Origin of the sequence: Actinomadura sp. NPDC048955 (assembly GCF_040649435.1) — a bacterium.
GTDB lineage: Bacteria > Actinomycetota > Actinomycetes > Streptosporangiales > Streptosporangiaceae > Spirillospora > Spirillospora luteofluorescens.
In genome coordinates, this window is record NZ_JBEZJI010000004.1 from 1 (window position 1) to 12,438 (window position 12,438).

The following is a 12,438-nucleotide window of genomic DNA, read 5'->3' on the forward strand; positions in this document are numbered from 1 at the left end:
TCGCCGACCAGGTAGTCCGGCGGGTCGAGGGTGGAGGGCTCGTTCATGTAGTGCTCGGTCAGCGCGCCGAAGATGTCGCCGGCCGACTCGTTCATGCCCCCCTTCTCGTTGCCGCTGCCGCCGCTGTCGCCGCCGGGCGTGGTGGTGAAGACGGCGTGGCCGTTCTCGTGGCCGACGACGTCGACCGAGGTGGCCTGCTTGGTGCCGGCCTGGTTGTGGCCGAAGTTGGTGTAGCTGCCGTTCCAGTAGGCGTTGACGTCGCTCAGGCCGACGCGGAGCGGGAAGCCGCCACCGCTGCCGTTGATGCCGTTGCGGCCGAGCCAGGAGCCCAGCATGTCCCATTCCTTCTGGACCGCGTAGAGGGCGTCGACGCAGGCGGTCTCCAGGTCCGTGCCGCTGCCGCTGCCCCAGGCGCTGTCGGTGCCGGTGTAGGCGGAGCCGTTCTGGCCGCCGCACCGGATGCCGGAGCGCTGCGGGTCGGTCATGGACGTGGCGGCGGTGCTGAGGTCGACGGTGCCGTGGTAGTAGCTGCGGTCGTCGGCCGCGTCCCGGACCTCGTCGTAGGTCTTGACGACCTTGCCGGACCTGGCGTCGACGAACACGTGCAGCTTCGTCGGGGCCTTCTTCTGGGTGCCGCTGACGACGGTCTCGTAGACGAGGCGTCCCGAGCCTTCGGCGAGCACCATCAGGCGGGGCGCGGAGGCGGTCTCGACCTTGGACACGCGGGCGCGGGAGGTCTCGGCGGCCTGCGCCGCGCCGACCGACGCCTTGGTCGACACGTCGAGCGTGCGGGTCTGGTCGACGGAGGTGCTCAGCACGCCGCCGCTCGCGTTGGTGGTGACGACGAAGTCACCGCCGTAGACGGGCAGGCCGTCGTAGGTGCGCTCGTAGGCCACGTACTGGAGGCCGCGCAGGCCCGAGGTGACCCCGCGCCGGACGATCCTGTCCTTGGGGGCCTTCTTGAACGCGGCGGGCTTCGCCGCGACCAGGCGGTCGGCCGAGGCGGCGGCGACGGTGCGGGGGTCCGGCCTGGCCGGTGCCGCGGGGGCGGTGCGGGGTGTCGCACCTGAGGCGGGCGAGGACATCGCCACGGCGAGGCCGACGGACAAGGCCGCCGCCCCGATCGCGGTCTGGTGTCTCACGGGGGTGCTCCTTCCACGTGCCGGACGGGCGGAGGGGGTGGGCACGCGGAGGCCCTTGTAAGAGCGCTCCAGGTACCGCCGCCCGCCCGGCGGGGGGTTTGGATGGGGGACTCATCCGGATGAGCTGACCCGAAGTGCACCCTGGTTCGAGAAAGGTGTCAATAAATCCATTTGGTTCTGGATTTTCAATTCTGTGGAGCGTTTCGCTGAAACCAATGGAATTCCGTGGCGGAGCAGCGCGGACGGGCCGGGCCGATGGATCGGCCCGGCCCGTCCGGCAGGGAACCACGGGGGCGGCGCGCGCGTTGAGACGCCCGGCCCGCCCGGGTGGGATCAGGGGGCGATGCGGTGGCAGAGCCAGGACAGCGCCAGGGGGTAGCGGTAGTCGATCCCGCCGTGGCCGGCGTCGAACAGCTCGAAGTGGATCACGTCCTCGGCGACGCCGGCGTCGAGCAGCGCCCGGTGGAACGCCTGCGCGCCGATGTCGAGGTACCACTCGTCGCGCGTGCCTCCGTCGATCCAGATCGCCCGCTGCGAGCGCATCGCCTCGGCGTGCTCCGGGACCATCCGCACCGGGTCCCAGGCAAGCCAGCGGTCCCACACCTCCGGGCGGAGCACGCCGGTGACCGGGTCGAACGGCAGCTCGGCCGCGCCGTCCTCGCGCGCGGAGTAGCACAGCGCCATGCCGAGGATGTTGAGCAGCTCCATGTCCTCGGGCTTGGTGAAGGAGGTGCGGCTCCTGAAGTCGTCCCACCAGCGCCCGATGTCGCCGTCGTACTTGCGCAGGTGCCGGACGCACTTGGGGAACTCGGTCAGGTAGCAGTACTCGAACAGGGCGTCGCCGGCGTGCGTGGCGAGCGCGCCGAACAGTTCGGGACGGAGCATCGGCGTGATCATCGCGCCGTAGCCGCCGCTGGACTTGCCGCTGATCGCCCGGTGCCCGGGCGCGTCGAGCGTCCGGTAGTGGCCGTCCACCCACGGGACGATCTCGTCGCAGATATAGGAGTGGTAGCGGCCCGTGCCGGGGGAGTCGACGAACTGGCTGCCGCCGTGCGCCGTCCAGGCGTCCACGAACACCACGATCGCGGGCGGGGCCTCCCCGGAGGCGAACACCGCGTCGGCCGTCTCCGGGAACGGCTGCCGGTACGGCATCCGGTTGCGCCAGATCCCGACGTGCCCGGTGAACCCGGTGATCACGTAGACGCTGGGGTAGCGGCGGTCCGGTTCGTCGTCGTAGCCGGGCGGTACGTACACCAGTACCGGCCGTTCGTGCGGGTCGTCCAGCGGGTTGCCGCGCAGCAGCTCGCTGCCGACGACGTGCTCTTCGAGGCGGCCGGCGAGATCGGCGGACCACGGCTGCATCGCGTACTCCCTCGTCCCAAGCGGATGATCAGCTCGACGCTAACCCATGGCCGGGACGGGGCCGCCGGGACGGGTGTCACACCGCGCCCCGGTCCTCCGTTCCTACTGTCGAAGGAAGGAGACGAAGATGACCGACAACGCCGCACTCCTGAGGGACCTGCACCGCCCGGGTGACCCGCTGCTGCTGCCCAACGTCTGGGACGCGGGGAGCGCGAAGATCGTCCAGGAGGCCGGTTTCCCGGCGCTCGCCACCGCGAGCGCCGCCGTGGCCGCCATGCTCGGCTACCCCGACCACGAGGGCGCGCCCGTGGAGGAGATGTTCGCCGCCGCGGGACGCGTGATCCGCGCGGCGACCGTCCCCGTCACCGTGGACGCCGAGGCGGGGTACGGGCTGCGACCCGGTGAGCTGGTCGAGCGGCTGCTGGCCATCGGCGCGGCCGGCTGCAACCTGGAGGACACCTACGCCGGGGAACTGGCCGCGCCGGAGGCCCAGGCGGAGTACATCGCGGCCGTCCGGGAGGCGGCCGGGGACGCCCTGGTGATCAACGCCCGGGCCGACACGTTCGTCGCCAAGGTCCCGGACCCGGTCGAGGACGCGATCGCGCGGGGTCGGCTGTACATGGAGGCCGGCGCCGACTGCGTGTACCCGATCACGGCGCCGCCGGACGCCGTCCCGGCCCTGGTCAAGGGGATTCCGGGCCCGGTCAACGCGAACAACTTCCCGGGCACCTCGCTCGCGGAGCTGGCCGAGATGGGCGTCGCTCGCGTCTCCTACGGCCCGATGCCGTACCTGCGCGCCCTGGACTCGCTGAAGGAGTTCGCGGGCCGCGTCCTGGCGAAGGAGAACCCCTACGCCTGACCGGGTCGTCCGCGCGCGAGGGGGCGCCTGACCCCGGCCTCCGTGCGGGCCCGCCTTGCAAGTGCGCACTTACGATGGCACAGTGAGACGAAATTCGACTCGTTGTATCAATCGTGGGCGCAGGCGCGAGCCCGTACGGAGGTGGGGCCGGCATGACCGCGACCGTTGAGGACACGCCGCCGAAGGTCGTCCTGGACTCGATCAGCGGGGTGGCCCTGGCCGCCGCCGCGGCCAACGTCGTCATGCAGCTCTCCCGCCTCCCGATCGGGCACGGCGTCGCCGAGAGCACGGTCGACAGCGGCCGCGTCGACAGGCACCCGCTCAAGCGCGCCCGCACCACGCTCAGTTACATCGCCGTCGCCATGCTCGGCACCGAGGCCGAGCGCGAGGCGATGCGCCGCGAGGTGAACCGCGCGCACCGGCACGTCCGCGCGAAGGAGCCCGTCGCCTACAACGCGTTCGACCGCGAACTCCAGCTGTGGGTCGCCGCGTGCCTCTACGTGGGCATCGAGATGATCTACACGACGCTGTACGGGAGGCCGTCGCCGGACCAGGCCGCCGACCTGTACCGGCACGGCGCCCGCTTCGGCACCACGCTGCAGGTCACCGAGGACATGTGGCCGCCCGACCGGGACGCCTTCGAGGACTACTGGCGGGCGGGCCTGGCGAAGATCGAGATGGACGACGTCACCCGCGGCTACCTGCGCGACCTCGCCGGCATGCGTTTCCTGCCCGCCCCCGTCCACTGGACGTTCGGCCGGTTCCACCGCTTCCTGACGCTCGGCTTCCTGCCCGAGCCGTTCCGCGACGAGCTCGGCCTACCGTGGACGCCCCGCGACCAGGCGCGCTTCGACCGCTTCGTCCGCGTCCTGGCGGCGGGCAACCGGGCCCTGCCCCGCCCGGCCCGCGAGTTCCCCTTCAACCTCTACCTCCGCGACGTCCGCCGCCGCATCAGGACCGGGCGCCCGATCGTGTGACCGGGTCCCCTCAGCGGGACGGGTCCTCCGCGTCCCCGGCGGCACTCTGCGGAGCGGACGGCCTGATCTGGAGTTCGAAGTCGCCCTTGTGGCGGATGACGCCGGCGATGACGGCGTCCTCCAGGACCTCGGCGCCCTTGTGCTGGCGGCGCATCATCGGGTCGGAGCGCACGTCCTTCGCCAGCGCGACGCACAGCAGGATCAGCACGATCGCGAACGGCAGCGCGCCGATGAACGTGATGTTCTGGATGCCGTTCAGGGCCCGGTCCCCGCCGATCACCAGCATGATCGCGGCGACCCCGCCGGTCATCGCGCCCCAGAAGATCACGACCCAGCGGGACGGGGAGGTCGAGCCGCGCTGCGACAGCGTGCCCATGACGATCGACGCGGCGTCCGCCCCGGACACGAAGAAGATCGCCACGAGCACCATGACGACGACCGCGGTCACCGCCGTCCACGGCAGGTGGCCGAGGACGTTGAAGGTGATCTGCTCCTCGGTGCCGTTCCCGAACGGGTTCAGCCCTTTGCGCTGCTGGTCGATGGCCGTCCCGCCGAAGATCGCGAACCAGACCACGCTGACCGCGCTCGGCACGAGGATGACGCCGCCGACGAACTGCCGGATGGTGCGGCCGCGGCTGATCCGGGCCAGGAACATCCCGACGAACGGCGCCCAGGAGATCCACCACGCCCAGTAGAAGATCGTCCAGCTGGACAGGAACGCCTCCATCGGCGCGCCGCCGGTCGCGCCGGACCGGGACGCCATCTGCCCGAAGTCCTGGAGGTAGACGCCGAGCGAGGTGGGCAGCAGCTCCAGGACGAACACGGTCGGCCCGGCCACGAACACGAACACCGCGAGCACGACGGCCAGCACCATGTTCGTGTTGGACAGCCACTGGATGCCGCGCGCCACGCCCGACACCGCCGACACCACGAAACAGACCGTCAGCACCACGATGATCAGCACGAGGACGGTGGTGCCGAGCGAGGAGATCCAGCCCGCCTCCTGCATCCCGGTCCGGATCTGCAGCGCGCCGATGCCGAGCGAGGCGGCCGAGCCGAACAGGGTGGCGAACAGCGCGAGGATGTCGATGACCTTGCCCGCCGGGCCGTCGGCGCGGCGGCCGAGCAGCGGGAAGAACGCCGAGCTGATCAGCTGGCTGCGCCCCCGGCGGTAGTGGCTGTACCCGATCGCGAGGCCGAGCACGGCGTAGATGGACCATGGGTGCAGCGTCCAGTGGAACATCGTGGTCGCCATGGCCGTCTCGATCGCGGCCTCGCTCTGCGGCGGGTCGGTGCCGGGCGGCGGCTCGACGAAGTGGGTGAGCGGCTCGGCCACGCCGAAGAACATCAGCCCGATGCCCATCCCCGCGCTGAACATCATCGCGACCCACGAGACGGTGCGGAACTCCGGCTCGTCCCCCTCCCGGCCGAGGGGGATGCGCCCGTACCGGCTGAACGCCAGCCACAGCGAGAAGATCACGAAGCCGGTGGCGGCGAGGACGAACAGCCAGCCGAGGTTCGTCAGCAGCCAGTCCAGCATCGCGTCCGCGGCCGAGCTGAGGCCGCCGGTGTCGGCCCCGCCCCAGATCACGAACGAGGCCGACAGCACGGCCGCGACGCCGTAGACGATCCAGTCGGTACGGGGGCGCCCGCGCTTGACGAGGCTGACGGGCTCGGTGCCGGGATACTCGTCCCGCTCGCCGGGCTCGGGCTCGATCCTCTCCATAGCCCGGTGTCCTGCCCGGAAGTTCACCGTGCAGCTACGCGGCGCGGCGATCCGTTCGCAAAATCTTTCGGATCGGCCGGATCAGGTGCGCGCCTTGTTCACGGCGTCGACGAGATCCTCGACGTCCGCGAGCGTGGTGCGGTGGCTGATGACGCAGGCGCGCAGGGCGGCGCGCCCGTCCAGCCGGACGGGGCTGATCCACGCGCGCCCGCTCTCCACCACCGCGCGGGCGAGCGCGTCGTGGCGCTCCCACGTTCCGTCGCCGGGGTCGGCGAAGCAGACGACGGGGAGCGGGGTGTCGTTGACGATCTCCCAGCCCGTCGCGGCGAGCCCCTCGCGCAGCGCGTCCGCCAGGCCGGCGTCGCGTTCGAGCTGCTCGGCGTAGCCCGCGCGGCCCGCGACGGCGAGGCTGAGGAACAGCTTCAGGCCCATGAACCGGCGCGACCACTGCTGGCTCGACGTGTAGGGGTCGACGGTGCCCTGGATCTCGTCCGGCATGTAGGACGTGGTGACCCGGAAGGTCTCCGCGAGGCCCTCCGCGTCGGTGGTGAGCAGCGCGCCCGCGCCCATCGGGACGCTCAGCCACTTGTGCGCGTCGAGCGTGATCGAGTCGGCGCGCTCGATGCCGTCCAGGACGGGGCGCAGCCGGTCCGACAGGGCGGCCGCGCCCCCGTAGGCGGCGTCCACGTGCAGGCGGAGCCCGTGGTCCTGGCAGAGGCCGGCCAGGTCGTGCAGCGGGTCGATCGCCCCGGCGCCGGTCGTGCCGGCCGTCGCGACGACGAGGAACGGCAGGTCGCCGCGTGCGCGGTCGGCGGCGACCAGTTCCGCCAGCCGCGCGGCCTCCATCCGCAGCCCGGGCCCCGTCGGGACGAGGCGGACGGCCTCCCGGCCGATGCCGGTGGCGTGCGCGATCTTCAGCCAGGCCAGGTGGCTCTCGGCCGACGCGTACAGGAGCGGACGGCCGGGCAGCGCGCGCAGCCCCTTCTCGCCGTACTCGGGCCAGGTCCTGGTGAGCGCCAGGAGCACGGCCGTCAGGTTCGCCTCGGCGCCGCCGCTCGTGAACGATCCGGCGACCTGTTCCTGCGGGTAGCCGAGCCGACCGCCGAGGAAGCGCAGCAGGTGTGCCTCGATCTCCGCGGCGGCGGGCGCGTGCGACCACGCGGCGAGCTGCGGGTTGAACGCCGCCGCGAGCGTCTCTCCGACCACGCCCATCAGGGTCGGCGCCGGGTTGAACAGCCCGAAGTAGCGGGGATGCGTGGTGTGGACGGTGGCCGCCCGCAGCAGCTCCGCGACCCCGTCGACCGCCTCGCGGGCGGCGACGGGACGGGCGAAGTCGTACGCCTTGACCGCCGCTCGCAGCCCGTCCACGTCCACGGGCGCGCTCACGTCCCGCCCGGCGGTCCGCTCGCGCTCGTCCCGCAGCAGGTCGACGACCTGCCGCCACACGCGCTCGGCGGCCTCCGAAGGCGGGTCGAAGGAGGCTCGTCCAGAGGGGAAGTCGTCCATGCGTCCGAGCCTGGCGCGCCCCGGTCCCCGCCCCAAGTGGCAGAAGTGACCGTCATCGCTAAATTAGTGACATGCACACGCTCGCCGTCGCGGTCACCGAAGGAGTGCCGATCTTCGAGCTGGCGATCCCGTGCGAGGTGTTCGGGTACGAGCGCCCCGGGCTCGCCGACTCCTGGTACGACTTCCGCCTCTGCGCCGCCCCCGGCACCCGCACCACCGCCGGGTTCGCCCCGCGGGCCGAGCACGGTCTCGATGCCCTCGCCGAGGCCGACACCGTCGTGGTCCCCGCCTGCGCGAGCGTCGTCGACGAGCAGCCGCCGGACCTGGTCGACGCCGTCCGCGCCGCGCACGGCAACGGCGCCCGCATCGTCTCGCTGTGCACGGGGGCGTTCGTCCTCGCCGCCGCGGGCCTCCTGGACGGGCGCCCGGCGACCACCCACTGGATGCACGCTGGCCAGCTGGCCGCCCGCTACCCAGAGGTGCTGGTGGACGCGTCCGTCCTCTACATCGACGACGGCGACCTCCTGACCAGCGCGGGCACCGCCGCGGGGCTCGACCTGTGCCTGCACGTCGTCCGCAACGACCACGGCGCCGCCGTCGCGAGCGCCCTGGCCAAGCGCCTCGTGATGCCCGCGCACCGTCCCGGCGGCCAGGCCCAGTACATCGACGCGGCCGTCCCCCTGGCCGACGTCGACGAACTGGGCCCGCTCCTCGACTGGGCGCGCGGGCGCCTGCACGAGCCGCTCACCGTCGCCGCCCTGGCGCGCCGCGCCAACGTCACCACCCGCACGCTGATCCGCCGCTTCCACGCCGCGACCGGCACGACCCCCATGGCCTGGCTTCGCGGCATCCGCGTCGACCACGCGCGCGAGCTCCTGGAGACCACGTCCCTGCCCGTCGGCGAGATCGCCGAGCGCTCCGGCCTCGGCAGCCCGGCCAACCTCCGCCACCACTTCACCCGGGCGGTGGGCGTCCCCCCGACCGCCTACCGCCGCGCCTTCGCCCCCGCCCGCTGACCCGTTCCGCGTGGGGCGTCATCGTCCGAGTGCTCCGACGATCGCGATCTCCACCGGGGAGGCGTCAGCCGAACGATCGATGCGGAGAGGCCCGGCCGGGGACAGCCTGGGCTGCGCGAGGAAGCGAGGGTGCTCGCCGAGGTGCGGCTGCCCGGCGTGCACGAGGAAGGGGTGGCACAGGTAGACGTCGCCCGCGCGGCCCGTGGCGAGGGCCGTGGGACGGTGGGCGCTGGCGGCGCCCGCGAGCCGGGCCAGTTCGCGCGCGTCCAGGCCGTCCTCGCCCTCGGGCGCCAGGACGCGGGCGGTGTCGCGGTGGGAGCCCGGGCGCAGGCGGGTGGGAGCGTCGTCCTCCCCGACGTCGGAGAACAGGAAGAACATCTGCAGGGCCCGGTCCTTCGACGCGATGTTCGCGCGCCAGGTCATGTAGTCGTCGCCGATGGAGCCGGGGCCGGGGAAGCTGACGTCGACGTGCCAGCCGTCGACGACCGACGCCTCCGGGGAGGGGAAGCGGACGACGAAACCGCCGAGGCCGGCGCGCGGCGCCCAGCGTCCCGGTCCCACCAGGGCGTCGAAGGCGGCGTGCAGGCGCGGGGTGTTGGCGGCGGCGACGAAGGGCGGCTGCGTGTAGTCGGGGCGCGAGGCGATGGTCGGCCACGTGGACGGGTCGCCGGGGTCGGCGTCCAGGTCCCGCCAGACGGCCTCGCGGCATTCGTCCGCGAGGGTGCGGGGGAACGCGGCCTCGATGCGGACGAAGCCGTCGGCGACGAAGGCGGCCACCTGCGCGTCGGAGAGCATGAGCACACGATGGCCGCCCCGGGGGCGTCACCGCCAGCGGTTATCCGGGGTCAGAAGACCGGGGCGCCGTTCCGGACGAGCTCCCAGTTCTCGACGTGGAACGTCGCGGGGTCGATGGTGCCCGCGGCGGACGCGTACTCGACGATCGCCTCGCGGATCGCCACCTGGGCGTTGTAGACGACCGGGGCGGTGGCGATGTGGGGGAAGCCGCCGCCGCCCGACTGGCGGTAGTTGTTGACCGCGACGACGAACTTCTGGTCGTCGGCGACGGGCGTGCCGTCGTAGGCGAGGCCGGTGATGCGCGAGCCCTCGGGCTTGGCGATGTCGACGTCGTAGGTGACGCCGGAGAACTGGTCGTAGTTGTAGTCGGGACGGTTGTTCGCGTTCGTCCACGAGGCCGGGTCGACGGGGGCGCCGGGGTCGACCTGCTTGAAGTACCGGGCCGAGTTTTCCAGGTACGCCCTGATCTGGGAGCCCGTCAGGATGCTCGCCAGCAGCGTGTTGTCGTAGATGTAGAGGCCCGCGATGTCGCGGATCGTGACCTTGCCGGCGGGGAAGGTCGCGGCGCGGCTGAAGGGCGCGGCGATCGAGACGACCGGCAGGGACGCGTTCTCGGTGCCCGCGACCGCCTCCCTGACCTTCGCGGTCTGCACCTGGTGGACGTAGTCCAGGATCGCGGTGTCCTTCCAGCACGACTCCGCCGCCGACATCTCCTCGGTGGAGGTGGCGACCTCCTCGTTGACGTAGGCGACCACCGCGCCGTGCTGCTCCTTGACGAGGGCGACGAGCGCGGGGTCCTCCTCGACCGTGTTGCTGTTCACGGTCGTCGCCGACTTGCCGGTGACCTTCCAGCGGCCCCGCTCGTGGACGAGGGTGAGGTCGAAGACGGACAGGCGCTGGCCCCAGCACTTCGGCTCGCTCATCACGACCGTCCGGCCGGTGGCCTTGTTGGTGACGAACCGCTCGGGGATCTCCAGGTGCGCGTGCCCGAACAGGACGGCGTCGATGCCCGGGACCTGCTCGGCGACCAGGGCGGCGGCGTTCTCGACGGGCAGGGCGTCGCCGTAGGACGAGGTGCCGCTGTCGCCGGAGTGGGCGCTGACGACGACGACGTCGGCGCCCTTCGCGCGGATGACCGGCACCCAGCGCCGCGCCGTCTCCACCAGGTCCAGGAAGTCGAGCTTGCCGGAGACATTCGCCTTGTCCCAGATCGCCACGCCCGGGTTGGTGAGGCCGAGCAGCCCGACGCGGATCGGCGGGAAGCCGTGCACCCGCATCGTCTTGATCATGTACGGCCGGTAGGCGGGGCGGCGGGTGCCCGCGTGTACGGCGTTGGCGGCGAGCACCGGCGCGTCCATCTGCTCGATCCACCGGTTCAGGAACGGGAGGCCGTAGTTGAACTCGTGGTTGCCGAGGGCCACGGCGTCGTAGCCGACGGCGTTCATCTGCCGCGCCATCGGGTGGATCCCGCCCGTCGTCGTGATCGGCTCGACGGAGGCGTAGTAGAAGCCGAGCGGGGTGCCCTGGACGGTGTCGCCCGCGTCGAAGAGCAGGGTGCGGTCGCGCCCGCGGTCGGCGCGGATCCGGTTCACGAGGCTGGACACGCGCGCCAGCCCGACCACGTTGCCGCCGCTGTCGGTGTACTCGGCGTCCTTGTAGTAGTCCCAGTCGACGGCGTGGCTGTGCAGGTCGGACGTGCCCATGACGGTGATCGTCACGGAGCGGCCGGGGGCCGCGGCCCGCGCGGACCCGGGCCATCCGGCCAGGGCGAGCGCGCTCGCGGCGGTGAGGCCGCCGAGGACCTGCCTGCGGCTGACGTCGGGCACGCGGCACGAGCACCAGCGCGGCTCGGGGGCCTTGGGGCTGTTCTGCATGACGCTCTCGTTCCTTCGGCGGAGGGGACGGCAGAACGATAGAGGCGCAGCTCACGATCGCTTTCGGCGAGATCTTCCGATCCTTGGGCGGATTCGTTGGCAGTCCTTGTGCACGACGCCTGACCTGGGCCTATTTGATCTTGTGCCGGAGGCGTGCGGACAGCGGTCCGCCGCGGCCGGTAGCGTCCCTCGGGCCAAGATCAACTCGACCGATCGGAGCTGTCCTTGCGGACGCGCGACAGGATGACGACGGGAACCCGGGGCGGGCTCGCCCGCGTGGCGGCGCTGGCGGCCGGCGCGGTGCTGGCGGGCGGCGCGCTCGCCGGGCCCGCGGCGCACGCCGGCGAGCCGCCGCCCACGCCGAAGATCATCGGCGGGACGCCGGCCGACCAGGCGTACCCGTTCATGGCCTCCCTGGAGTACGAGCGGAACGGCAACCCCGACTCGCACCGCTGCGGTGGCGGGCTGATCGACAAGGAATGGGTGGTCACCGCCGCCCACTGCGTGACCCAGGCGGGCCAGAACGGTGCCCCCTACTCGGTGATGGATCCGGGGCTGTTCCACGTCCGGGTCGGGTCCAGCGACCGGACGCAGGGCGGCAGCGTCGCCAAGCTCAAGGGGATCGTCGTCCACCCCGGCTACCAGTACCTGGACGACCGTTCCGAGGGGAAGGACATCGCGCTCCTGCACCTCGACACCGCGGTGCCGCAGGCGCCCGTCCGGCAGGCCACGACCATCCCCGCGCCGGGGACGCCCGTCCGGCAGATCGGATGGGGCTACACCTCCACGAGTGACGGCGACCCGAGCCAGCTGCCCGTGCAGTTGCAGCAGCTCGACACGAAGGTGATCTCGCCGGCCACCGAGAAGTGCCAGGTGGACGCCAACGGCGACGACGCGTGGGGCTACCGCGACCACGACATCTGCACCGACAACCCCGAGGGCGTCCGCGGTCCCTGCGGCGGCGACTCGGGCTCGCCGCTGCTGATCAAGGTGAAGGGGCGCTGGGTCATCACCGGGGTCGACTCCCGCGGCGTCGGCGACGTCTGCGGCGAGACGCCCGACCTCTACACCAGCGTCGGCTACTACCACCGCTGGATCGCCGGAGTCATCGGCTGATCCCGCCCCGCGCGAACGCCCGGTCAGGCTCTGCCCGACCGGGCGTTTCGTCGTATCGGGGGTAC

9 protein-coding genes and 1 pseudogene are annotated in these 12,438 nt (G+C 72.2%); 4 read left to right on the forward strand and 6 right to left on the reverse strand.

The genetic code is table 11. From position 1 onward, the window contains the following. Both AB0C84_RS05435 and AB0C84_RS05440 read right to left on the reverse strand, forming a co-directional pair. Window positions 1-1,142: pseudogene (locus AB0C84_RS05435) on the reverse strand (peptidase M4 family protein); the annotation flags it as partial. A gap of 333 nt (window positions 1,143-1,475) precedes the next feature. Beyond that, window positions 1,476-2,504 carry an alpha/beta hydrolase-fold protein gene (locus AB0C84_RS05440; protein ID WP_361061375.1) on the reverse strand — a complete coding sequence of 343 codons (1,029 nt, stop codon included), beginning with the start codon at window positions 2,502-2,504 and terminating at the stop codon, window positions 1,476-1,478. Window positions 2,505-2,631: 127 nt separating this feature from the next. Here AB0C84_RS05440 and AB0C84_RS05445 point away from each other — a divergent pair, with 127 nt between their 5' ends. Together AB0C84_RS05445 and AB0C84_RS05450 are read left to right on the forward strand one after the other, a co-directional pair. After that, on the forward strand, window positions 2,632-3,363 hold the full coding sequence (locus tag AB0C84_RS05445) for an isocitrate lyase/phosphoenolpyruvate mutase family protein (protein WP_339156367.1): 732 nt from the start codon (window positions 2,632-2,634) through the stop codon (window positions 3,361-3,363). 152 nt (window positions 3,364-3,515) lie between these two features. Further along, window positions 3,516-4,340: an oxygenase MpaB family protein gene (locus AB0C84_RS05450; RefSeq protein ID WP_361061377.1), complete on the forward strand. Its 825-nt coding sequence runs from the start codon at window positions 3,516-3,518 to the stop codon at window positions 4,338-4,340. 10 nt (window positions 4,341-4,350) lie between these two features. On the opposite strand, the gene AB0C84_RS05455 is transcribed toward AB0C84_RS05450, so the two are convergent. Together AB0C84_RS05455 and AB0C84_RS05460 are read right to left on the reverse strand one after the other, a co-directional pair. After that, window positions 4,351-6,066 carry a BCCT family transporter gene (locus AB0C84_RS05455; RefSeq protein ID WP_361061379.1) on the reverse strand — a complete coding sequence of 572 codons (1,716 nt, stop codon included), beginning with the start codon at window positions 6,064-6,066 and terminating at the stop codon, window positions 4,351-4,353. An 81-nt stretch (window positions 6,067-6,147) separates the two neighbouring features. Beyond that, complete coding sequence (locus AB0C84_RS05460; protein WP_361061381.1) at window positions 6,148-7,572, reverse strand: pyridoxal-dependent decarboxylase; 1,425 nt, start codon at window positions 7,570-7,572, stop codon at window positions 6,148-6,150. 71 nt (window positions 7,573-7,643) lie between these two features. Here AB0C84_RS05460 and AB0C84_RS05465 point away from each other — a divergent pair, with 71 nt between their 5' ends. Continuing rightward, complete coding sequence (locus AB0C84_RS05465) at window positions 7,644-8,588, forward strand: helix-turn-helix domain-containing protein (RefSeq protein ID WP_361061383.1); 945 nt, start codon at window positions 7,644-7,646, stop codon at window positions 8,586-8,588. A gap of 18 nt (window positions 8,589-8,606) precedes the next feature. On the opposite strand, the gene AB0C84_RS05470 is transcribed toward AB0C84_RS05465, so the two are convergent. Together AB0C84_RS05470 and AB0C84_RS05475 are read right to left on the reverse strand one after the other, a co-directional pair. Continuing rightward, window positions 8,607-9,383 (reverse strand): phytanoyl-CoA dioxygenase family protein, encoded by a 777-nt coding sequence (locus AB0C84_RS05470; protein WP_361061385.1) that lies wholly within the window; start codon window positions 9,381-9,383, stop codon window positions 8,607-8,609. Between the two features lie 50 nt (window positions 9,384-9,433). Beyond that, a complete protein-coding gene (locus AB0C84_RS05475) occupies window positions 9,434-11,257 on the reverse strand; it encodes a 5'-nucleotidase C-terminal domain-containing protein (protein WP_361061387.1) in 1,824 nt (607 codons plus the stop codon). Window positions 11,258-11,500: 243 nt separating this feature from the next. On the opposite strand from AB0C84_RS05475, the gene AB0C84_RS05480 reads away from it, so the two are divergent. Then, window positions 11,501-12,373, forward strand: a complete 873-nt coding sequence (locus AB0C84_RS05480; RefSeq protein ID WP_361061389.1) for a serine protease — start codon at window positions 11,501-11,503, stop codon at window positions 12,371-12,373. Window positions 12,374-12,438 lie beyond the last annotated feature (65 nt).

Bases quoted from the DNA above. Each gene is read 5' to 3' on its own strand.
- AB0C84_RS05440 (WP_361061375.1), bottom strand. From the start codon at position 2,504: ATGCAGCCGTGGTCCGCCGATCTCGCCGGCCGCCTCGAAGAGCACGTC.
- AB0C84_RS05445 (WP_339156367.1), top strand. From the start codon at position 2,632: ATGACCGACAACGCCGCACTCCTGAGGGACCTGCACCGCCCGGGTGAC.
- AB0C84_RS05450 (WP_361061377.1), top strand. From the start codon at position 3,516: ATGACCGCGACCGTTGAGGACACGCCGCCGAAGGTCGTCCTGGACTCG.
- AB0C84_RS05455 (WP_361061379.1), bottom strand. From the start codon at position 6,066: ATGGAGAGGATCGAGCCCGAGCCCGGCGAGCGGGACGAGTATCCCGGC.
- AB0C84_RS05460 (WP_361061381.1), bottom strand. From the start codon at position 7,572: ATGGACGACTTCCCCTCTGGACGAGCCTCCTTCGACCCGCCTTCGGAG.
- AB0C84_RS05465 (WP_361061383.1), top strand. From the start codon at position 7,644: ATGCACACGCTCGCCGTCGCGGTCACCGAAGGAGTGCCGATCTTCGAG.
- AB0C84_RS05470 (WP_361061385.1), bottom strand. From the start codon at position 9,383: ATGCTCTCCGACGCGCAGGTGGCCGCCTTCGTCGCCGACGGCTTCGTC.
- AB0C84_RS05475 (WP_361061387.1), bottom strand. From the start codon at position 11,257: ATGCAGAACAGCCCCAAGGCCCCCGAGCCGCGCTGGTGCTCGTGCCGC.
- AB0C84_RS05480 (WP_361061389.1), top strand. From the start codon at position 11,501: ATGACGACGGGAACCCGGGGCGGGCTCGCCCGCGTGGCGGCGCTGGCG.